16 protein-coding genes and 4 tRNA genes are annotated in these 21198 nt (G+C 68.4%); 11 read left to right on the top strand and 9 right to left on the bottom strand.

Annotated features, from left to right (window positions below; translation table 11 throughout):
• The first annotated feature begins 9 nt into the window (after positions 1-9).
• Positions 10-2877 (top strand): aconitate hydratase AcnA, encoded by a 2868-nt coding sequence (gene acnA / locus ACPW96_RS11115; RefSeq protein ID WP_425883155.1) that lies wholly within the window; start codon positions 10-12, stop codon positions 2875-2877.
• 132 nt (positions 2878-3009) lie between these two features.
• Positions 3010-4962, top strand: coding sequence for a 1-deoxy-D-xylulose-5-phosphate synthase (gene dxs, locus ACPW96_RS11110; protein WP_425883153.1), 1953 nt, complete (start codon positions 3010-3012; stop codon positions 4960-4962).
• 8 nt (positions 4963-4970) lie between these two features.
• Here the strand turns inward: dxs and ACPW96_RS11105 are convergent, their stop codons facing one another.
• From ACPW96_RS11105 to ACPW96_RS11085, 5 genes are all read right to left on the bottom strand, one after another.
• Positions 4971-5687 (bottom strand): SPFH domain-containing protein, encoded by a 717-nt coding sequence (locus ACPW96_RS11105; protein ID WP_425818386.1) that lies wholly within the window; start codon positions 5685-5687, stop codon positions 4971-4973.
• Between the two features lie 231 nt (positions 5688-5918).
• On the bottom strand, positions 5919-8024 hold the full coding sequence (locus ACPW96_RS11100; protein WP_425883380.1) for a 3-hydroxyacyl-CoA dehydrogenase NAD-binding domain-containing protein: 2106 nt from the start codon (positions 8022-8024) through the stop codon (positions 5919-5921).
• A 58-nt stretch (positions 8025-8082) separates the two neighbouring features.
• Positions 8083-9285, bottom strand: coding sequence for a thiolase family protein (locus tag ACPW96_RS11095; protein WP_425883151.1), 1203 nt, complete (start codon positions 9283-9285; stop codon positions 8083-8085).
• A 73-nt stretch (positions 9286-9358) separates the two neighbouring features.
• Complete coding sequence (locus tag ACPW96_RS11090) at positions 9359-10552, bottom strand: ribonuclease D (protein ID WP_425883150.1); 1194 nt, start codon at positions 10550-10552, stop codon at positions 9359-9361.
• Positions 10545-11126 (bottom strand): DUF3000 domain-containing protein, encoded by a 582-nt coding sequence (locus ACPW96_RS11085; protein ID WP_425883148.1) that lies wholly within the window; start codon positions 11124-11126, stop codon positions 10545-10547. Before ACPW96_RS11085 ends, ACPW96_RS11090 begins: the two co-directional genes overlap by 8 nt.
• 25 nt (positions 11127-11151) lie before the next feature.
• Here ACPW96_RS11085 and ACPW96_RS11080 point away from each other — a divergent pair, with 25 nt between their 5' ends.
• A complete protein-coding gene (locus tag ACPW96_RS11080) occupies positions 11152-12387 on the top strand; it encodes an alpha/beta hydrolase family protein (protein WP_425883146.1) in 1236 nt (411 codons plus the stop codon).
• Here the strand turns inward: ACPW96_RS11080 and ACPW96_RS11075 are convergent.
• Genes ACPW96_RS11075 through ACPW96_RS11065 form a run of 3 tightly spaced genes read right to left on the bottom strand, consistent with a single transcriptional unit; the run spans position 12356 to position 14469 of the window.
• Positions 12356-13078 (bottom strand): dihydrofolate reductase family protein, encoded by a 723-nt coding sequence (locus ACPW96_RS11075; RefSeq protein ID WP_425883145.1) that lies wholly within the window; start codon positions 13076-13078, stop codon positions 12356-12358. The genes ACPW96_RS11080 and ACPW96_RS11075 overlap by 32 nt on opposite strands.
• A gap of 7 nt (positions 13079-13085) precedes the next feature.
• Positions 13086-13526, bottom strand: a complete 441-nt coding sequence (locus ACPW96_RS11070; RefSeq protein ID WP_425883143.1) for a SufE family protein — start codon at positions 13524-13526, stop codon at positions 13086-13088.
• Positions 13527-13563: 37 nt separating this feature from the next.
• Entirely contained in the window at positions 13564-14469 is a 906-nt protein-coding gene (locus ACPW96_RS11065) for a sulfurtransferase (protein ID WP_425883142.1), read from the bottom strand.
• A gap of 131 nt (positions 14470-14600) precedes the next feature.
• On the opposite strand from ACPW96_RS11065, the gene zapE reads away from it, so the two are divergent.
• From zapE to ACPW96_RS11050, 3 genes are all read left to right on the top strand, one after another.
• On the top strand, positions 14601-15635 hold the full coding sequence (gene zapE, locus ACPW96_RS11060; protein ID WP_425883140.1) for a cell division protein ZapE: 1035 nt from the start codon (positions 14601-14603) through the stop codon (positions 15633-15635).
• Between the two features lie 169 nt (positions 15636-15804).
• Positions 15805-17079, top strand: coding sequence for an ammonium transporter (locus tag ACPW96_RS11055; RefSeq protein WP_425883138.1), 1275 nt, complete (start codon positions 15805-15807; stop codon positions 17077-17079).
• A 95-nt stretch (positions 17080-17174) separates the two neighbouring features.
• Positions 17175-17705, top strand: a complete 531-nt coding sequence (locus ACPW96_RS11050; RefSeq protein ID WP_425883378.1) for a type II toxin-antitoxin system PemK/MazF family toxin — start codon at positions 17175-17177, stop codon at positions 17703-17705.
• Between the two features lie 5 nt (positions 17706-17710).
• Here the strand turns inward: ACPW96_RS11050 and ACPW96_RS11045 are convergent.
• Positions 17711-17783: transfer RNA gene (locus ACPW96_RS11045), tRNA-Val, on the bottom strand.
• Positions 17784-17930: 147 nt separating this feature from the next.
• Here ACPW96_RS11045 and ACPW96_RS11040 point away from each other — a divergent pair.
• From ACPW96_RS11040 to thrS, 5 genes are all read left to right on the top strand, one after another.
• Positions 17931-18003 (top strand) — tRNA-Gly (locus tag ACPW96_RS11040).
• 58 nt (positions 18004-18061) lie between these two features.
• Positions 18062-18132, top strand: a tRNA-Cys gene (locus ACPW96_RS11035).
• 43 nt (positions 18133-18175) lie between these two features.
• Positions 18176-18247: transfer RNA gene (locus ACPW96_RS11030), tRNA-Val, on the top strand.
• Between the two features lie 75 nt (positions 18248-18322).
• Positions 18323-18994 carry a DNA alkylation repair protein gene (locus ACPW96_RS11025; protein ID WP_425883136.1) on the top strand — a complete coding sequence of 224 codons (672 nt, stop codon included), beginning with the start codon at positions 18323-18325 and terminating at the stop codon, positions 18992-18994.
• 146 nt (positions 18995-19140) lie between these two features.
• The gene (gene thrS, locus ACPW96_RS11020; protein ID WP_425883135.1) at positions 19141-21150 is read left to right on the top strand and encodes a threonine--tRNA ligase; all 2010 of its coding nucleotides are present in this window, start codon (positions 19141-19143) and stop codon (positions 21148-21150) included.
• Positions 21151-21198: the final 48 nt, after the last annotated feature.

Genomic DNA, 21198 nt, shown 5'->3' with positions numbered 1-21198 from the left:
GCGACGAAGATGGAAGCGAGCGTCCGCGGTCGACGAGAAGGAGACGGCATCGTGTCAACGGTGAACAGCTTCGGTGCGAAGAGCACCCTGACGGTCGGCAGCACCGACTACGAGATCTTCCGCATCGATTCCGTTCCGGGATACGAGAAGCTCCCGTTCAGCCTCAAGGTGCTGCTCGAGAACCTGCTCCGTACCGAGGACGGCGCCAACGTCACGAAGGCGCAGATCGAGGCGCTCGGGTCGTGGGATGCCGCGGCGGAGCCGGACACCGAGATCCAGTTCACGCCCGCCCGCGTCGTGATGCAGGACTTCACCGGCGTGCCGTGCATCGTCGACCTCGCCACGATGCGCGAGGCGGTCGAGACTCTCGGGGGAGACCCGAAGAAGATCAACCCGCTCGCGCCGGCCGAACTCGTCATCGACCACTCGGTGATCGCCGACCTGTTCGGCACCGAGAACGCTCTCGAGCGCAACGTCGAGATCGAGTACCAGCGCAACGGCGAGCGTTACCAGTTCCTGCGGTGGGGCCAGACGGCGTTCGAGGACTTCAAGGTCGTCCCGCCGGGGACGGGCATCGTGCACCAGGTGAACATCGAACACCTGGCGAAGGTCACGTTCACCCGCCCTTCGACAGGCTCAGGGACCGATTCCGTGGTCCGCGCGTATCCCGACACGTGCGTCGGCACCGACTCCCACACGACGATGGTCAACGGTCTCGGCGTGCTCGGCTGGGGCGTCGGCGGCATCGAGGCCGAGGCGGCCATGCTCGGCCAGCCCGTGTCGATGCTCATCCCGAAGGTGGTCGGGTTCAAGCTCTCCGGTGCCATCCCGACCGGAGTCACCGCCACCGACGTCGTCCTGACGATCACCGAGATGCTCCGCAAGCACGGTGTCGTCGGCAAGTTCGTCGAGTTCTACGGCTCCGGAGTCGCATCGGTGCCGCTGGCCAACCGCGCCACCATCGGCAACATGAGCCCGGAGTTCGGTTCGACCGCCGCCATGTTCCCCATCGACGACGTGACGCTCGACTATCTGCGCCTCACGGGCCGCAGCGAGGAGCAGGTGGCCCTCGTCGAGGCGTATTCGAAGGCGCAGACGCTCTGGCACGACGCCGACTCCGAGCCGGTCTTCAGCGAGTACCTCGAGCTGGACCTCGCCACCGTGGTTCCCTCCATCGCCGGACCGAAGCGTCCCCAGGACCGCATCATCCTGGCGAATGCCAAGACGCAGTTCGCAAGCGACCTCGTCAACTACGCGGACAGCGACCACGATCTCGTTGATCTGACGACGGCGGAGTCCTTCCCGGCATCCGACCCCCCCGGTCTGAGCCCCGAGGACGAGAACAGCCACCACGAGCACCACCACCACAGCCACGCGCCCACCAACGGCTCCAAGCCCACACCGGTCGTGCTCGAAGACGGTCAGCGGTTCACGCTCGACCACGGGGCCGTGACCATCGCCGCGATCACGTCGTGCACGAACACCTCGAACCCCTCCGTCATGCTCGCGGCGGGCCTGCTGGCCCGCAACGCCGTGAAGAAGGGCCTGAAGGCCAAGCCGTGGGTCAAGACCACCCTCGCGCCGGGGTCGAAGGTCGTGACCGACTACTACGAGAAGGCCGGCCTCACGCAGGATCTCGAGGATCTCGGCTTCTACACCGTCGGCTACGGCTGCACGACCTGCATCGGCAACTCCGGACCCCTCATCGAGGAGGTCTCGGCCGCCGTCCAGCAGAACGACCTCGCGGTCACCGCCGTGCTCTCGGGCAACCGCAACTTCGAGGGGCGCATCAACCCCGACGTGAAGATGAACTACCTGGCGAGCCCGCCGCTGGTCATCGCTTACTCGCTCGCCGGGTCGATGAACTTCGACTTCGAGACCGATGCGCTCGGCAAGGACCAGGACGGCAACGACGTGTTCCTGCGCGACATCTGGCCGGACTCGGCGGAGGTGCAGGCGACGATCGACTCGTCGATCAACAAGGACATGTTCGACACCCAGTACGCGAGCGTGTTCGAGGGCGACGAGCGCTGGAAGACGCTGCCCACGCCCACGGGCGACGTCTTCGAATGGGATGCCGCCTCGACGTACGTCCGCAAGCCCCCGTACTTCGACGGCATGACGATGGAACTGACCCCGGTCACGGACATCTCCGGCGCCCGTGTGCTCGCCACGCTCGGCGACTCGGTCACGACCGACCACATCAGCCCCGCCGGCAACATCAAGGTCGACAGCCCCGCCGGCCACTACCTCAACGAGCACGGCGTCGACCGCAAGGACTACAACTCCTACGGATCGCGCCGCGGCAACCACGAGGTCATGATCCGCGGCACCTTCGCGAACATCCGGCTGAAGAACCAGCTTCTGGACGGGATCGAGGGCGGCTACACCCGCGACTTCACCCAGGAGGGCGGACCGCAGTCGTTCATCTACGACGCGAGCCAGAACTACCAGGCCGCCGGCACGCCGCTGGTGATCTTCGGCGGCAAGGAGTACGGGTCGGGTTCGTCGCGCGACTGGGCCGCGAAGGGAACCAGCCTCCTGGGGGTCAAGGCCGTCATCACCGAGAGCTTCGAGCGCATCCACCGCTCGAACCTCATCGGCATGGGTGTCGTTCCATTGCAGTTCCCGGCGGGGGAGTCCTGGGCATCCCTCGGCCTCGACGGCACCGAGATCGTCTCGATCTCGGGCCTCGAGCAGCTGAACGAGGGCGTCACCCCCAAGACCGTGCGCGTCACGGCCACTCCGAGCGAGTTCTCCGCGGCAGGCAAGCAGCCGGTGGAGTTCGATGCGGTCGTCCGTATCGACACACCAGGTGAAGCGGATTACTACCGCAACGGCGGCATCCTCCAGTACGTGCTGCGTTCGCTCGTCTGAGCATCGTGGAGAAGGGCCTCCGGCGTCGCGGCGCCGGGGGCCCTTCGCATCCCGCGGGATAGACTGGAGGCCGGCATCCGGGTCTCGGAATGCCTTCCCGGCAGGGGCCCTGAGCAGCGCAGAGGGAGACGGATGGCGATCCTTCCGAGCATCACCGGACCGGACGACCTCGATGGGCTGAGTCTCGATCAGCTCCGGGAACTGGCGGCCGAGGTGCGCAGCTTCCTCGTCGAGAACGTCTCGCGCACCGGTGGGCACCTGGGTCCCAACCTCGGCGCGGTCGAACTGACCATCGCGCTGCACAAGGTATTCCGCTCGCCGGATGACCCGATGATCTTCGACACCGGCCATCAGTCCTACGTGCACAAGCTTCTGACGGGCCGCCAGGATTTCTCCGGCCTTCGATCCCGTGGCGGTCTGGCCGGCTACCCGCAGCGCTCCGAGAGCCCTCACGACGTGGTCGAGTCCTCGCACGCCTCCAGCTCTCTGAGCTGGGCCGACGGGATCTCCCGCGCCCTGACGCGCACGGGTCGCGCCGACCGTCACGTGATCGCCGTCGTCGGCGACGGAGCGCTCACGGGCGGAATGACGTGGGAGGCCCTCAACAACATCTCCGACGACAACAACCGCAACCTCGTCATCGTCGTCAACGACAACGGCCGATCGTACGCACCCACGATCGGCGGGATGGCCCGGTACCTGAACCGGGTGCGAACGGGCGACACCTACCGGGACTTCTACCGAGGCACCGAGACTTTCTTCGCCAAGATGGGGCCCGCCGGTCGCGCGGTGTACCGCGGTGTGCGCGGCGGCACCCACGGCTTCCTGTCGCGATTCACGAACAACGCAGCGCTCTACTCCAACCTCGACATCAAATACCTCGGGCCGATCGACGGACACGACCTCGACGCCCTGGTCGAGACGCTCGAGCTCGCCAAGACGTACGGCGCACCGGTCATCGTGCACACCATCACCGAGAAGGGCCGCGGCTACCAGCCGGCCCGGGACGACGTCGCCGACCAGTTCCACGCCGTCGGCAGGATCGACCCCGCCACCGGCGGGGCCCTCAGCACGGCCCGTCCGGCATGGACGGATGTCTTCGCCGACGAACTGGTGGAGATCGGCGCCCGCCGCGACGACGTCATCGCGATGACGGCCGCGATGCTGCGGCCCACGGGCCTCGCCCCGTTCGCAGAGCGGTTCCCCGACCGCGTCTACGACGTCGGGATCGCCGAGCAGCACGCGGTGGCATCCGCGGCCGGCATGGCATTCGGCGGGCTGCACCCCGTCGTGGCGGTCTACGCGACCTTCATGGGCCGCGCGTTCGATCAGGTGCTGATGGATGTCGCCCTGCACCGCGCCGGAGTCACCTTCGTGCTGGATCGGGCAGGGGTCACGGGCCCCGACGGCCCGAGCCACCACGGCATGTGGGACCTCGCGATGCTGCAGATCGTTCCGAACATCCGCATCGCCGCTCCGCGCGACGCCGAGCGCCTGCGGGAACTGCTCTCCGAGGCGGTCGAGGTGTCCGATGCCCCCACGGTGATCCGCTTCCCGAAGGGTGACGTGGCACCGCCGATCGATGCGGTGCGCCGCCTTCCGGACGGCGTCGACGTGCTCGTCGAGTGCGACGCCCAGGATGTGCTGCTCGTCGGTATCGGTCCGTTCGCCCATCTGGCGATGGATGTCGCCGCGCGTCTGCGAGCGCAGGGAATCGGCGCCACGGTCATCGATCCGAGGTGGGCGATCCCGGTGCAGCAGTCCATCGTCGACCTTGCAGCATCCCATCGCCTCGTCATCACGCTGGAGGACGGCATCCGCGTCGGAGGCGTCGGCACCCGGGTCCGGCAGGTTCTGCGCGAGTCCGGCGTCGACACGGCCGTCGACGAGCTCGGCCTTCCGGACTCGTTCATCGATCACGCCAGCCGCGAGCAGATCCTCGAGGATGCCGGCCTCACGGCCGCCAAGATCGCCCAGGACGTCGTGGCGCAGGTGCTGGGCACCCGCATCCCGGTCGCGCGTCAGACGCTGACGAGCGAGTTGCCGGCGATTCCGGACTTGGCGGGGCGGCGCTCGGACGCGTGACCGATGCCCTAGCGGACCGAGGTCAGGTGGCTCGCGAAGGCGGCGGGCGCGGCATCCCACTTCTCGCCTGCCGGGTCGGGCACGGAGGGCGAGATCGCCTTCGAGAGCAGGTACCCGTCGGTCAGCGCATCGCCGGTCACGAGAACGCTCAGCAGTTCGATGCCGCAATCGTGGCGCACGCGGTCGGTGCACTCGTCCACGATGCGCGGCGATAAGAGCGTATTCGGTGGAAGGACCGCGCCTTCGAGGTCGTGCACGATGTCGCGCAGCGCGGCCCCCACGATGTTGCCGGCACGCTCGCGCACGTTGACGACATCCAGCTCCAGGATCCGCAGGTCGTGGCCGGAGACGATCGGTCGCCAGTCGAACGACGCGTGCACGAGATGCTGGTGCCCGTCGGCGCCCGTGAGGCTGCGCGCCGGCAGATCCGTGGAGCGCGCGCGCACGTCGACCGTGCGATACCAGTAGAAGATCGGGAAGGCACCGTGTGTTCCAGGACGGAGGACGACGACCTCGCGACGATCGTCACCCCCACCTCGCGCACCGCGCCGGATGATCGGCTTGCCGTTTCGCGTTCGGATCGCGGCGGACCCCTCGTCGATGGTCACGAGGAAGAGCTTCATGAGCGCAGGGATGACGATGAGCAGCGTCAGCGCGGCACCGCTCGTCTTCACGAGCACGCTCAGCGCGTTACCGCTGAACATCGTCGAGATCGCATCCAGCATCCGTGCCCTTTCGTTCGCCCGACGATCACAGGATGCCTTCTCGGCGGAGGTTTGGAGGGCCGCCTCGGCCGTTACGAGTGAGTGTTCATCAGGTCGACGACGACCGTTGTGCATGTCGTAGGCGGCCGTTGCCGAACCGGCGACGCGTCGGCGACGCTCGGCGGCACCACCGCCGCACCACGAAGAGGCCCACGACTCGACGAGTCGTGGGCCCCTTCGCTCAGCTCGGCGTCAGCCGCCGATGCCCTTGATGGCCGGGTGGTGGAAGGTGTCCCCGTTGACGCGCTCGGATGCGCCCTCGCGGTCGAGGTAGGGCGAGACGCCACCGTCGATGAACGGCAGGCCCGCGCCGAGGATGAGGCACAGGTCGATGTCCTGTACCTCGGGCACGACGCCCTCCTCGAGCATGATCCGGATCTCGCTCGCGAGCCCGTCCTGCACGCGGCGCAGGATCTCCTCTTCGCTGGCAGGCGTCGATCCGGTCCTCAGCACCTTCTGGGCGGACTTCGTCCACCCGGTGACCCGTCCGCTCCTGTCCTTCTCGACGACCTCGGGCAGCGCGGCGAGCTCGTGGAAGTTCTCCGATGAGAAGAAGCGGTCCGGGAAGGCGTGCACCATGGTGTCCTGCACGTGCGCGGCCACCTTCCAGCCGACGAGGTCGATGAGCTGGAACGGGGTCATCGGAAGGCCGATCGGGGCGAACGCCTTCTCCACCGTCAGCAGGGGAGTCCCCTCGTACACCGCGCGAGCCGCCTCGCCCATGACCTTCGCCAGGAGCCGGTTCACGACGAAGCCCGGCGCGTCGGCCGTCAGCACCGCATTCTTGCCGAGTCCCTTGGCCACGACGAACGCCGTGGAGAGGGCCGCGTCGCTGGTCGTGGGCGTCTTCACGATCTCGATGAGCGGCATCACCGCGACCGGATTGAAGAAGTGGAAGCCGACGAGCCGCTCGGGCCGAGACAGCTTGGCGCCGATCTCCTCGACCGACAGCGACGACGTGTTCGTGGCCAGGATCGCGTCCTCGGCGAGAATCGGCTCGATCTCGGCGAACACCTGCTGCTTGACCCCGACCTCCTCGAACACGGCCTCGATGACGAAGTCGCAGTCGGCGTACTCCGACTTGTCGGTGGTGCCGTGCAGCAGGCCCCGCAGCTTGTTGGCTCCGTCGCCGTCGAGGCGGCCTTTGGCTTCGAGCTTGTCGATCTCCTCGCGGATGTGCGCGAGGCCCTTGTCCACGCGCGACTGATCCAGGTCGGTGATCAGCACGGGCACCTGCAGGCGGCGGAGGAACAGCAGCGCGAACTGGCTGGCCATGAGCCCCGCGCCGATGATGCCCACCTTCGTCACCTTGCGGGCGAGCGCCTTGTCCGGTGCGCCGACCGGACGCTTGGCCCGCTTCTGCACGAGATCGAAGGCATACATGGACGCCGCGAACTGGTCGCCGACCACCAGATCGGCGAGCGCTTCGTCCTCGCGGGCGAATCCTTCGGCCTTCGTCCCGCCCTTGGCCTTCTCGAGCAGCTCCAGGGCGGCATAGGGGGAGCGGGGGACGGTGCCGATGCGGCTCTCGAGCATGTTGCGGGCCATCTTGATGGCGATCGGCCACTTGGTGAGACGCTCGATCTTGCCAGGCTCGTTCTTGCGGTGCACCTTGACGGTCCCGCCGAGCACGCCGTCCGCCCACCGCAGCGAGCTCTCCAGGTAGCTCGCGGCGGGGAAGATGGCGTCCATGATCCCCAGATCGAACGCCTGCTGGGGCTTCAGCATCCGGTTCTGCTTCAGGGGATTCGAGATCACCACCTCGAGGGCGTTCTCGATGCCGATGAGATTCGGCAGCAGGTACGCGCCTCCCCAGCCGGGGATGATGCCGAGGAACACCTCGGGGAGCGCGATCGCGGCTGCCGAGGCATCCACGGTCCGATAGGTCGAGTTGAGCGCGATCTCCAGTCCGCCGCCCAGGGCGAGGCCGTTGACGAAGGCGAAGCTCGGCACACCGAGCTCGGACAGCGTGCCGAGCACCTGGTGTCCACGCTGGGTGATGAGCCTCGCGATCTCCCTCGATGGCAGGCGGCTGACATCGGACAGATCCGCACCGGCGGCGAGGATGTACTGCTTGCCCGTGATGCCGACGGCTTGGATCTCGCCCGCGGCCGCGCGAGTCTTCAGACCCGCGAGGGTCGCTTCGAGCTCGGTCAGCGTCGCCGGACCCAGGGTGTTGGGCCGGTTGTGGTCGCGCCCGTTGTCGAGGGTGATCAGGGCGAGCACCTTGCCGCTGGGGAGGGTGATGTCGCGCACGCGGGAGTGCGTGACGACCTCATCACCAGACATCGCCTCCAGCGGGGAGAAGTCGATCCCGTCGTACTGGGCCACAGAGGAGTTCGTCATCCGTCGGTTCCTACTTCCGCTTGCCGTTGTAGAAGGGGTTCTCCCAGATGACCGAGCCGCCCTGGCCGAGACCCACGCACATGGCGGTGAGGCCGTAGCGCACGTCGGGCCGCTCCTTGAACTGAGCAGCGAGCTGGATCATCAGGCGAACGCCGGATGCCGCAAGCGGATGCCCGAACGCGATCGCGCCGCCCCACTGATTCACGCGGGGGTCATCATCGGCGATGCCGAAGTGGTCCAGGAGCGAGAGCACCTGGATCGCGAAGGCCTCGTTGAGCTCGAACAGGCCGATGTCGTCGATCGTCAATCCGGCCTTCTTGAGTGCCTTCTCGGTCGACGGCACCGGGCCGATGCCCATGATCTCTGGCTGCACGCCGGCGAAGGCGAAGGAGACGAGCTTCATCTTGGGCTGAAGGCCCAGTTCCTTCACCGCGGCACCGCCCGCGAGCAGGCTGATCGTCGCGCCGTCGGTCAGCGGCGAAGACGTGCCGGCGGTGACGCGACCGTGCGGGCGGAACGGCGTCTTGAGCGACGCGAGGTCCTCCATGGTGGTCTGCGGGCGGCGGCCCTCGTCCTCGGTCGCGAGACCCCATGCTCCGTCCGCGTTCTTGATCGCCACGGGCACCAGGTCCGACTGGATCTTGCCCGCGTCGTACGCCGCCTGCACCTTGTGCTGGCTGAGCATGCCGAAGCGATCCGCCCGCTCCTTCGTCAGGTGCGGGAAGCGGTCATGGATCCGCTCGGCCGTGATGCCCATGTTCAGGGCATCGGCCGAGACCAGCTTCTCGGTCAGGAAGCGCGGGTTCGGGTCGGCGTCGCCGCCGAGGGGGTGCCGTCCCATGTGCTCGACGCCGCCGGCGAGGGCGATGTCGTACATGCCGATGCCGATCGAGCCGGCCATGGTCGTGACACTGGTCATGGCGCCGGCGCACATCCGGTCGATCGCAAACCCCGGCACCGACTGGGGGAGACCCGCGAGGATCGCCGCCGTGCGTCCGAGGGTCAGGCCCTGGTCACCCTCCTGCGTCGTCGCGGCGATGGCCACGTCATCGACGCGGGCACCGGGCACATCGGGGTTGCGCTCCATCAGCCCGATCATCGCCTTGACGACCATGTCGTCGGCGCGGGTGTTCCAGTACATGCCTTTTTCGCCGGCGCGCCCGAAGGGGGTGCGCACGCCGTCTACGAAGTAGACGTCCGAAATCTCGGCCACTTTGCCTCCAAACTAGGGGAATGCATCCAGCCTAGGAGCGGCGTCGGAGGGCCAGGAATCGGTTGGGCTGAACCTACGAAGGGGGTTCCGAGCGCTCTGCTGGGGGTTGGTGGGATTCAACAAAGGCTTGGGCAATCTGCTGTGCGGTGTGCGCAATCTGCCACTGCCGCGCCCCGAGAGTCGCGAGTGCGCCTGCCACGGACTCCGCGTCCTCGCCGGGGGGCGACCACGCCACTCGCCGCAGCATCTCGGGCGTCAGGAGGTTCTCGGTGGGCATGCCGAGCTGCTCGGCGATGGCCTCCACCACGGGACGCGCCGCCTTCAGCCTCGCGTCGGCGTCGGGGTTTCGATCCACCCACGCCCGGGGAGGCGGCAGCGTGTCGCTGGGCACGCGATCGGGTGGCAGCTCCGTCTCCGCTCTACCGGCCTCGATGGCCGCCCACCAGCGGTCCAGCTGCGACCGGCTGGCGCGGCCCGAGAAGTCCTTCAGCGCGGCCAGCTCCTGCTTCGACTTCGGATCGGCAAGGACCGCCGCGATCAGCGAGCGATCGGGCACCAGGCGGCCGGGGGCGATGTCCTGCTCCTGCGCGTACGCCTCTCGTGCCTGCCAGAGCGAACGCGCCACGGCGAGCCCTCGGCGACCGCGTACGGTGTGCAGCCCGCTCAGCCGGCGCCACGGGTCCTCCCGTACTGCCTTGGGGGCGCGCTCCAGCACCGCGGCGAACTCCTCGCGGGCGAACTGGGTCTTGCCCTGCTCCTCGAGCTCGTCGACGAGGGCATCGCGCACGTCCACCAGGTGCTCGACATCCTTGGCCGCGTAATCGAGCCACGACTGGGGGAGCGGCCTCGTCGACCAGTCCGATGCGGAGTGCGCCTTCGCCAGGGTGATGCCGAGCGTGTCCTCGACGACCGCCCCGAGCCCCACCCGATCGTGTCCGAGCATGCGGGAGGCCAGCTCCGTGTCGAAGATCACCCGCGGAACGAGATCGAGCTCCCGCAGCGACGGGAGGTCCTGGCTCGCCGCATGCAGGATCCATTCCTCCTCGCCGATGGCCGCCTGAAGTGCGGCGAAGTCCCCGATGGGCGGCGGGTCGAAGAGGAAGATGCCGGCTCCCCGGCGGAAGACCTGGATCAGGTACGCGCGCTGCGAGTAGCGGAATCCCGATGCCCGCTCGACGTCGACGGCCACCGGACCGTGTCCCCCGGCGAGCGCCTCCGATGCCGCCGCAAGGCCTTCTGCGGTGTCGATGACGGCGTAGTCAGCCACGTGTCACCCGACGACTCCCGAAGACGGCGATGTCCTCCGACCCCGGTGGCAGCCCGGCGAGCATGCAGACGAGCTCCGCCCACGCTTCGACGTGCGGGCCGAGCGGCCCCTCCGGTGACCACGACGCCCTCAACTCGATCTGCGCTCCGTCGCCCTCGGCGGCCAGTGACCCGAACCCCTTGGACAGGGTCTTCGTGGCGGTGCCGGATGCGGAGTGGTAGGCGGCGCTGCGGGAATCGAGTGCATCCACGAGCCAGGACCACGCGACGTCGGCCAGGAGCGGGTCGGTGCCGATCTCCGGCTCGAGCGGTGCCTGGGCGAAGCAGACGATGCGCTGGCTCCCGTTCCACGGCGGCGGCTCTGCGGGGTCGTGCAGCAGGATGAAGCGACCGGTGCCGAAGGCCGAGTCGACGCCTTCCTGCTCGGGGCGCACATCCCCGGCCAGTGCGAGCGCGTTCGGCGCGAGACCGCCGGGCGCCGGGATCTCGCGCACCGAGAGGTCGCTGCGGAAGACGACGGCCCGCATTTCCGCCTCCGCGCGCGCGAACGCATCCATCGGGCGATCACCTGTCACGGCGACAGACTAGAGTGATGCATCGATGAAGACCCCCAGGCACGCCGCATCCGCCGCTCCTGCCCTCGTCGTGGCGGTACAGCTCACCACGGCAGTGCTCGCAGCGGCCCTCGCCGGTGTGGTCGGCGCGATGGCGTTCGTCTCCGTGCGCGTGGCGCGCAGAGTGGTGACGCCCGCCGCCCGTCAGGCCGACACGGTGATCCTCGGACTCGACACCGGCGCGCAGACGATCACCCTGTCCCGCACCGCCGACACGCAGCTGCCCGGTCGCTACGGGCTCTTCACGAGCGGCAGCGAGTCGTACCTGAAGCTGGGCTCCGTGCTGGCCGAAGACGAGACGTCGGTGAAACGGAAGCTGCTGACCCGGGTCGACAACGAGACGACGCTCTCCCGCGATGCCGCCTTCAGCGGCTGGTACTTCGATTCGCCCGATCAGCTGCACGTGCCCTTCACCTCCGAACTGATCGGAGCCTCCCTCGGACCGTGCCCCGCCTGGTTCTTCCCCGCGGCCCCGGCGCCGGACGGCGGCGGGGACGACGAGACCTGGGTCATCCAGATCCACGGACGCGGCACGACGCGCGCCGAGTGCCTGCGGGCCGTGCCGCCCTTCCGGGATCTCGGCATCCACAGCCTGCTCGTGTCCTATCGCAACGACGGCGAAGCGCCCCGCAGCCGAACGGGCACCTACGGGCTCGGCGCGACGGAGTGGCGTGATGTGGATGCCGCCATCGCCTTCGCTCGGCGAAGGGGCGCGAAGCGCATCGTCCTCATGGGCTGGTCGATGGGCGGGTCGATCGCCCTGCAGCTGGCGCTGTCCTCGCCGCACGCGGATGTTATCGCCGGCATCGTGCTCGAATCGCCGGTGGTGGAGTGGCGCGTCGTCCTGGACCATCAGGCCGGCCTGCTCGGGCTCCCGCACGCGGTCACCGACATGGCGATCGGCGCCCTCGGCGCGGATTGGGCGACCCGCGTCACACGAACGGGCGAGCCCATCCCCTTCGACAGGCTCGACGTCGTGGCGCGCGCGGCCGAGCTGCGGCATCCGATCCTCATCCTGCACAGCGATGACGACGGATTCGTCCCGTCGGACGCCTCGCACGACCTGCTGGTGGCGCGGCCCGACCTCGTCACCCTTCAGACCTTCGATACGGCGCGGCACACGAAGCTCTGGAACTACGACCAGGAGCGCTGGATCACGGTGATCGGGTCGTGGCTGACCGACCTCGGTCTCACGCGCGTGGCCGCAGGCGGAGATAGCTGAAGCCGGCTTCATCCACCAGCATCCCGGCGACCTCCGTGTCGGGGCGGGATGCCGCATCCACCGTCACGAAGGGCGCCTGCGCCGGTTCGATCAGCGGTGCCGTCGTGACGCAGTACTCGTCGATGACCCCGGCCGCGATGAACTGCGACGACAGCGAGGGGCCGCCCTCGCACACGACGCGTGTCATGCCCTCCGCGGCGAGCGCGGCGAGGATCGCGGCCGGCTCGATCCGGTCGCCGGAGCCTTGGACACCGAGCACCCGGGCACCGATCGAGGCGGCGCGCTCGGCGACCTCGTCCACCCGCGTCGCGGGGCAGACGAGCAGCACCCGGCCGGGTTCGTCCCCCTCCACGTCGAGGCGATGTCCCGTGATGTCGCCGGTGCTGGTGACGACGGCGAGGCGGGCGGCACGGGGTACCACGTAGCCCTCGGCACGCACGCTCTGGGCTCCGACCACGACCACGTCCGCGTCGCGCCGGATCACGCCGAGGATCGCCCGGTCGACCCTGCTCGTCAGCGTCTCGCTGGTCCCGTCCGGCCCGGCGGCCGATCCCGTCAGCGTCGTCACCATGTTCAGGCGCACGTACGGGCCCGGCGCTCTGGCATAGATCTCGGCGAGCCAGTCCCTTCCGGTGCCGGGGGACACATCCGCGACGGCGAGCGAGTGCGGAACGACCTCGGTGACGATCACAGGGCGCTCAGACGGCGGCCTTGGCGCGCACCTGGCGCTTCGCCCGCATCAGCATGCCGGTCATACCGCCGAGCCGAAGCGGTGAGACGGCCCGCGTGAGGCCCAGCGTCTGCGGGAAATCGTTCGGGATGCCGAGCACCTCGTCGACCGAGAGACCGGTGATGCCCTGCGCGAGGATGCTGGCGAAGCCGCGGGTCGTCGGCGCCTCGCGTGGTGCGGTCGCGTGCATCGCCACCCGGCCGTCGGCATCCACGTCGACGATGATGTAGACCGGCGACTGGCACTCCACGACCCGCTCGCACAGCTCGGGGTGCCCCTCGTAATGCGGTGGCACGGCCGGCAGCTCGTGGGAGAACTCGAGCAGCAGCTGGAGCCGGTCGGGTTCGGGCAGCTCGAGGAATTCGTCCCGGATGTCGGCCAGGGACTGGGGGAGTGCGGTGTCGCTCATCACGCCAATTCTCCCACGCACCCGCCGGCGTGGGCGGTCAGGAGCGAGCCGGGACCTCTCCGGGTTCCGCGCCCGTGGCGATCGGAACGCGCACCGCGCTGCCCCACTCGGTCCACGAGCCGTCGTAATTGCGCACCTTGTCGAAGCCGAGCAGGTGGTGCAGCACGAACCACGTGTGGCTGGAGCGCTCGCCGATGCGGCAGTACGCGACGATGTCGTCGCCGTCCTTCAGCCCGGCGCCCTCCCGGTAGATCGCGTCGAGCTCGGCGCGGTTGCGGAACCCGCCGTCCTCGGCCACGGCCTTCGCCCACGGGACGCTGCGCGCCGAGGGGATGTGGCCCGCGCGCAGCGCGCCCTCTTCGGGGTAGGCAGGAGCGGTGGTGCGCTCGCCCGAGTACTCCTCGGGGGAGCGCACGTCGATGAGCGGCTTGCCGAGGTGAGCGAGCACCTCGTCCTTGTACGCACGCAGGGCCCGGTCGTCGCGCTCGACCACCGGGTACTCCGTCGGCTTGGGCGCCGGGGCGTCGGTGGTGAGAGGACGACCCTCGGCGATCCACTTGTCGCGGCCGCCGTCGAGCAGGCGCACGTCCTGGTGCCCGAAGAGCGAGAAGACCCAGAGGGCGTAGGCAGCCCACCAGTTGTTCTTGTCACCGTAGATCACGATCGTGTCGTCGCGGGAGATCCCCTTCCTGCTGAGCAGCGCGGCGAAGCCGGCGCCGTCCACGTAGTCGCGCACCACGGGGTCGTTGAGCTCCGTGTGCCAGTCGACCTTGACGGCTCCGGGGATATGCCCCGTCTCGTAGAGCAGCACGTCCTCATCCGATTCCACGATCGCCAGGCCCGGCGTACCGAGCCGTGCCTGCAACCAGTCGCCGGTGACGAGCCGGCCGGGCTCCGCGTACTCGGCAAACTTGTCGGATGACGTGTCGAATTCGACGGACAATGGGGCTCCTCGGGTGGGCGCGAGCGGATCGCTCATCGTTGACGGCGTAGGGTTGTTCCCGTCCCTTCGACCATAAGTCGCCGTGACACCGACCGCACCCGTTCTGTAAAGGTTCGACACAGGATCACTGCATGACAGCGACATCCGCCCGCACGGGGATCATCCATCTCTCCGACCTCCAGCCGCAGGTCACCGGAGCCGAGATGGTGGCGAGCCTCGTGCCGCCTCCGCAGTTCGACGAGGCCACGTTCGAGACCTATCGCGCGGATGCCGCATACCCGTCCCAGCAGGGCGCGAAAGAGACGCTCATGGCGTTCTCGGGCATCGCCCCGGCGGCCAAGCGCGGCGGCTTCTTCAGCCGCCCGAAGAAGGGGCCGGAGCTCAAGCCGGGCGTCTACCTCGACGGCGGCTTCGGCGTCGGCAAGACCCACCTGCTGGCGGCGATCTACCACGCCATGCCCGCCCGCCGGAAGTACTTCGGGTCGTTCATCGAGTACACCGCTCTCGTGGGGGCGATGGGCTACAAGAACACCGTCGACCTGTTCCGCGGGTCGGAGCTGCTCTGCATCGACGAGTTCGAGCTGGACGACCCTGGCGACACGATGGTCATGACGCGGCTACTGGGAGAGCTCGTCGCCTCCGGCACGCGCCTGGCGGCGACATCCAACACCCCGCCCAACGCGCTCGGCGAGGGCCGCTTCGCCGCGCAGGACTTCCTGCGCGAGATCCACGCGATGTCCGCCAGCTTCCAGACGATCCGCATCGACGGCGTCGACTACCGGCAGCGCTCCTTCGACGGACACGCGGTGGTGCTGAGCGAGAGCGAGTACGAAGCGGCGGTGGCGGATGCCGCGACCCGCGGCGTCGCGTCCGATGACCCGTTCAACGGACTCATCGGGCATCTCGCCCGCCTGCACCCGTCCAAGTACATCCGCCTCGTGGAGGAGCTGGACCTCGTCGGCGTCACCGGTGTGCGAGAGCTCACCGATCAGTCCGAGGCTCTGCGCTTCGTCGCGTTCGTCGACCGCGTCTACGACGCCCAGATCCCCGTGCGGGCCACGGGGCTGCCCCTCGATCTCGTCTTCGGCGAGGAGATGCTGGCCGGCGGCTACCGCAAGAAGTACCTGCGGGCCATCTCACGACTGAACGCCTCGACGCACGCCTGAGGGGCGTGTCCATGGCCGCCTCCCGGCCCGTCGAAACGTGATGTTTACGTGGGGGCGTGGCACGTAACGCTCGTGAAACACGACACGCACGGCGGGGGAAACCCGCGGTCGCGACACTGAGGGAACCCGACGCTACACCTGCGTCCCCCGCAGAGAGGTTCCACACGAGATGGATCAAGGCAACACAGCATTCATCCTCCTATCCGCCGCGCTCGTCCTGCTGATGACGCCAGGGCTGGCGTTCTTCTACGGCGGTCTCGTCAAGGCGAAGAGCGTCATCAGCATGATGATGCTCAGCTTCGGCGCGCTCGGTCTCATCGGCGTCCTCTGGGTGCTCTACGGCTACGCCATCGCATTCCCGACGACCGCCGCCGGCACCATCCAGTTCCCCTGGACGATCGACCCCGCCGAGTTCGGGCTGGCGAGCCTGCTCGAGGCACCGGAGGACGCGGCCTACCCGCCCCTGGCGTTCGTGGCGTTCCAGGCGACGTTCGCGATCCTCACGGTCGCCCTCGTCTCCGGCGCCATCGCCGACCGCGCCAAGTTCGGCGCGTGGATGGTGTTCGCCGCCGTCTGGGCGACCATCGTCTACTTCCCGGTCGCGAGCTGGGTGTTCAACTTCGGCCTGGCTGAGGACGGCAGCTTCTCCTACGGCGGCTGGATCACCTACGGCATGCAGACGTGGTTCGGCGTCGGTGCGATCGACTTCGCCGGCGGTACCGCGGTGCACATCAACGCGGGTGCGGCTGCCCTCGCCCTGGCACTGGTGCTCGGCAAGCGCGTCGGCTTCCAGAAGGGCATCACTGTTCCGCACAACCCGCCGTTCGTCCTGCTCGGCGCCGGTCTCCTGTGGTTCGGCTGGTTCGGCTTCAACGCCGGCTCAGAGCTGGCAGCGGACAACGTGGCGGCGCTGGCCTTCGTCAACACGATCGCCGCACCGGCCGCCGCCCTGCTGGCCTGGCTGATCGTCGAGAAGATCAAGGACGGCAAGCCGACCTCCGTCGGAGCCGCCTCGGGCGCCGTCGCCGGTCTCGTCGCCATCACGCCCGCGTGCGCCGCGCTCAGCCCGGTCTGGGCCATCCTGCTCGGCCTGATCGCCGGCGCCGTCTGCGCCCTGGCCATCGAGCTGAAGTTCAAGTGGGGCTTCGACGACTCGCTCGACGTGGTGGGCATCCACCTCGTCGGTGGTCTCATCGGAACGCTCTACCTCGGCTTCTTCGCCAACGGCACCGGCCTGTTCATGGGCGGCGACGGAACGCAGCTGCTCGTTCAGGCGATCGCGGCCTTCTCGGTGCTCGCCTACTCGTTCGTGCTGGCCTACGCGATCGGCTGGGTCATCCAGAAGACGATGGGCTTCCGCGTCAAGAACGAGGACGAGGTCGCCGGCATCGACACCATCGTCCACGGCGAGGAAGGCTACGTGCTCGCGGACAGCCGCCGCTGATCCGTATCTGCACCACCCGTCCGGAAGGGGCGTCGCGGAAACGCGGCGCCCCTTCCGGCGTTCCCGCCGACTCGCGCAAGTAGGGTGGGCCGGTGATGGTTGCACGACGCGGAATCCTCGGCTCGATCCGCCGGCTCTTCGGGACGAGGTCCCCGGCGGTCGCGCCGGGCGCGGGTCTCGTCGCCTCCACCGGCGAGCTCGGGCGCACGGGAGCGACGGTGACCGCGGCCGTGGCCCCGCCCGCACGCAACGGGCTGCAGATCTCCTACGCCCCGCACCCCGATGGCGATCCCGACGCCGGAGAAATCGTCTGGACCTGGGTGCCGTACGCCGAGAACGACGGTCGTGGCAAGGACCGCCCGGTGCTGGTGATCGGCCGGCAGTCGGAGGATCGCGTCTACGCGGTGCGCCTCACGAGCAAGTCGCACGACGGCGATCGTGACTTCCTCGCGCTCGGGGCGGGCACATGGGATGCGCAGGGGCGGCCGTCCTGGGTCGACATCGAGCAGGTCTACAGCGTGCACGTGGACGGCATGCGACGCGAGGCGGCCGCGCTCGATCTCGAGCGATTCGTGCGCGTCGCGGACGCGCTGCATCGCCGCTACGGCTGGGCCGTCGGGAACTGATTCGGTGGGCGATACCAGACTCGAACTGATGACCTCTTCCGTGTGAAGGAAGCGCGCTACCAACTGCGCCAATCGCCCGTCGGCCCCGCAGGACCGGTTCACGATACTACCGGATGCCTCGGCCGCGAACGAACCGGCAGCGGATGACGCGCGCGGAGCGTCATGGTTTTGCGCTCGCGATTTTGTCGGCTAAAGTTGCACGAGTGCCCGGAGCGATCCGGAAACGCGGATGTAGCGCAGTTGGTAGCGCACAACCTTGCCAAGGTTGGGGTCGCGAGTTCGAGTCTCGTCATCCGCTCGAGTGCAGGGGTCTCCTCTTTCTGGGAGACCACGGCACGTGGGGTCAAACCACACGCGGTGGCGTGGCCGAGCGGCTAGGCACCGGCCTGCAAAGCCGTTTACACGGGTTCGAATCCCGTCGCCACCTCAAGAACACTGTCACCTTCACTGCAACTGAATAGCCCGAACGGGCGCGATTGGCGCAGCGGTAGCGCGCTTCCCTGACACGGAAGAGGTCACTGGTTCGATCCCAGTATCGCGCACAGATGAAACCCCCGGCTCTCCGGGGGTTTTCTCGTTTCCGGCGAGCGCGCACGGGCCCCTCCTAGGCTGAGCGCATGAGCGACCTGGTGCGCGACATCCGCGAGGGCCTGCACGCGGCGGGCGATCCGCCGCGTGCTGCGGGGCAGCAGGTTTACATGAAGTCCGCCATGCCGTTCCTCGGCGTGGGCGTGCCACAGACACGCCGCATCGCCCGCGCCGCCGCCAAGGGCGAGAAGGATGCGGCGGTCCTTCGACGCGCAGCACGGGATCTCTGGGACGAGGCCGCCTTTCGCGAGGAGCGCTACGCCGCGATGGCCCTGCTGGCCGTGCCGCCGGCATCCGATGATCTCTCCGTCACGGCGGTCATCGAGCATATGGTGCGCACCGGGCAGTGGTGGGACTACACCGACGAGCTCTCGCATCGGCTCGCCGATCTGCACGATCGGCATCCGGAGAGCACCGCGGAGCTCGCGCGCTCGTGGAGTGTCGACGACGACATGTGGATACGGCGGATCGCCATCATCTCCCAGCTCGGTCGTCGCGACCGGGTGGATCCGCAGCTGCTGGCGGGCGTGATCGCGCCGAACGTCGCCGACCGGGAGTTCTTCATCCGCAAGGCGATCGGCTGGGCCCTGCGGGAGTACGCCCGCGTCGCCCCGGACTGGGTGCGCGGGTTCGCCGACTCACACGCGCTCAGCCCGCTGAGCCGGCGTGAAGCCCTCAAGCACCTTGACCCCGCCCGGTAGACTTCGGGCATGGAACTCCACCGGCTGAACCTCGCGGCTCTCGTCGCGGTCACCGGCACGCGAACGCCTCGGGCCTGAGCGGGCAGGGCGCGAGCGCGCCCGAAGCTGAGCAGTAGCCTTGATCCGACCACTCTTGGAGAGTTCCCTTGTCTGACAACGCCCAGCCGTCTCAGGACGGCTTCGCCCTCTTTCCCGATCGATCCGTCGTCGCCATGCGCGTGAACGGCGAGCTGAAGGATCTCGCGACTCCGGTCCCCGGTTCGGATGCCGTCGAGCCGATCACCATCGACAGCCCCGACGGCCTCGACATCCTGCGCCACTCGGCCGCCCACGTGCTGGCCCAGGCGGTTCAGCGCATCAACCCGCAGGCGAATCTCGGCATCGGTCCGCCGATCACCGACGGCTTCTACTACGACTTCGGCGTCGAGGAGCCCTTCACGCCCGAGGATCTGAAGGCGATAGACAAGGAGATGCAGCGCATCATCCGCGAGGGTCAGCGGTTCGTGCGCCGCGTGGTCAGCGACGAGGAAGCGCGTGCCGAGCTCGCCGCGGAGCCGTTCAAGCTCGAGCTGATAGGGCTCAAGGGCGGCGCTTCGACAGGCTCAGCGACCGAGATCGCGGAGGGCGCATCCGTCGAGGTCGGAGCCGGCGAGCTCACGATCTACGACAACGTGAACCGCGACGGCGAGGTGGTCTGGAAGGACCTCTGCCGCGGTCCGCACTTGCCGAGCACCCGCGTGATCGGCAACGGCTGGGATCTCACCCGCATCGCCGCGGCGTACTGGCGCGGCAGTGAGAAGAACCCGCAGCTGCAGCGCATCTACGGCACCGCATGGCCCTCGAAGGATGAGCTGCGCGCCTACCAGGAGCGCCTCGCAGAGGCCGCCAAGCGCGACCACCGCCGGCTCGGCAAGGAGCTCGACCTGTTCTCGTTCCCCGACGAGATCGGCTCGGGCCTGTCGGTCTGGCACCCCCGCGGCGGCATCATCCGCCAGGAGATGGAGCAGCACGCGCTGCGTCGCCATAAGCGTGCCGGCTACACCTACGTCTACACCCCGCACATCACGAAGAAGGACCTCTTCATCGAGTCCAACCACCTCGTGACGTACAAGGAGGGGATGTTCCCGCCGATCCACCTCGATGAGGAGCGCGACGAGAACGGCGAGATCACCAAGCAGGGCGTCGACTACTACCTCAAGCCGATGAACTGTCCGATGCACATCCTGATCTACCGCGAGCGCGCGCGCAGCTACCGCGATCTGCCGATGCGACTCGCCGAGAACGGGACGGTCTACCGGAACGAGCTGTCGGGTGCGCTGCACGGTCTCACCCGCGTCCGTGGATTCACCCAGGACGATGCGCACCTGTTCGTGACCCCCGAGCAGCTCGAGGGCGAGGTGGCGGAGGTGCTCGAGTTCGTGCTCTCGCTGCTGCGCGACTTCGGCTTGAACGACTTCGAGCTGGAGCTCTCGATGCGCGACGACGAGAAGTCGAAGTGGATCGGCGACGAGGAGCACTGGGCCGAGGCCACAGACGCGCTTCGCCGGGTGGCGCTCGCGAGCGGGCTGAAGCTCACCGAGGTCGCCGGCGAGGCGGCGTTCTACGGACCCAAGATCGACCTCAAGGTCAAGGACGCCATCGGCCGCACCTGGCAGCTGTCGACCGTGCAGCTGGACTTCAACCTGCCCGAGCGGTTCGACCTGGAATTCACGGATCGCGACGGCGCCAAGAAGCGGCCGGTCATGATCCACCGCGCCCTGATGGGGTCGATCGAACGGTTCTTCGCGATCCTGCTGGAGCACTACGCGGGCGACTTCCCGGTGTGGCTGTCGCCTGTGCAGGTCGTCGGAGTTCCCGTCGCGGAGCAGTACGGCGAGTACCTCGACGATGTGATCGCCCGGCTGCGCGCCGACGACGTGCGGGCCGAGGTCGATCACTCCGATGACCGCATGCAGAAGAAGATCCGCAACCATACGACGGGCAAGGTGCCGCTGATGCTGATCGCGGGGGAGCAGGACCGTGCGGCGGGTACCGTGTCGTTCCGGTTCCGGGACGGCTCACAGCAGAACGGCGTGCCGGTGGATGAGGCCGTCGGGCGCATCCGCACCGCCATCGACTCGCACGCGCTGGTGCACACCGCGGAGGACCTGGCGTGACCCTTCGTCTCGCTTCGCTCGCTCAGGGACCGGATGAGGGTGCGCTCG

It is taken from the genome of Micromonospora sp. DT81.3, assembly GCF_049847225.1.
In the GTDB taxonomy this organism is placed as follows: domain Bacteria; phylum Actinomycetota; class Actinomycetes; order Actinomycetales; family Microbacteriaceae; genus Microbacterium.
Note: the sequence above shows the minus strand (reverse complement) of the source record. Positions and strands in the feature narration are given on the sequence as shown.

Bases quoted from the DNA above. Each gene is read 5' to 3' on its own strand.
- acnA (WP_425883155.1), top strand. From the start codon at position 10: ATGGAAGCGAGCGTCCGCGGTCGACGAGAAGGAGACGGCATCGTGTCA.
- ACPW96_RS11050 (WP_425883378.1), top strand. From the start codon at position 17,175: ATGGTTGCACGACGCGGAATCCTCGGCTCGATCCGCCGGCTCTTCGGG.
- ACPW96_RS11025 (WP_425883136.1), top strand. From the start codon at position 18,323: ATGAGCGACCTGGTGCGCGACATCCGCGAGGGCCTGCACGCGGCGGGC.
- ACPW96_RS11070 (WP_425883143.1), bottom strand. From the start codon at position 13,526: ATGAGCGACACCGCACTCCCCCAGTCCCTGGCCGACATCCGGGACGAA.
- dxs (WP_425883153.1), top strand. From the start codon at position 3,010: ATGGCGATCCTTCCGAGCATCACCGGACCGGACGACCTCGATGGGCTG.
- ACPW96_RS11055 (WP_425883138.1), top strand. From the start codon at position 15,805: ATGGATCAAGGCAACACAGCATTCATCCTCCTATCCGCCGCGCTCGTC.
- zapE (WP_425883140.1), top strand. From the start codon at position 14,601: ATGACAGCGACATCCGCCCGCACGGGGATCATCCATCTCTCCGACCTC.
- ACPW96_RS11080 (WP_425883146.1), top strand. From the start codon at position 11,152: ATGAAGACCCCCAGGCACGCCGCATCCGCCGCTCCTGCCCTCGTCGTG.
- ACPW96_RS11105 (WP_425818386.1), bottom strand. From the start codon at position 5,687: ATGCTGGATGCGATCTCGACGATGTTCAGCGGTAACGCGCTGAGCGTG.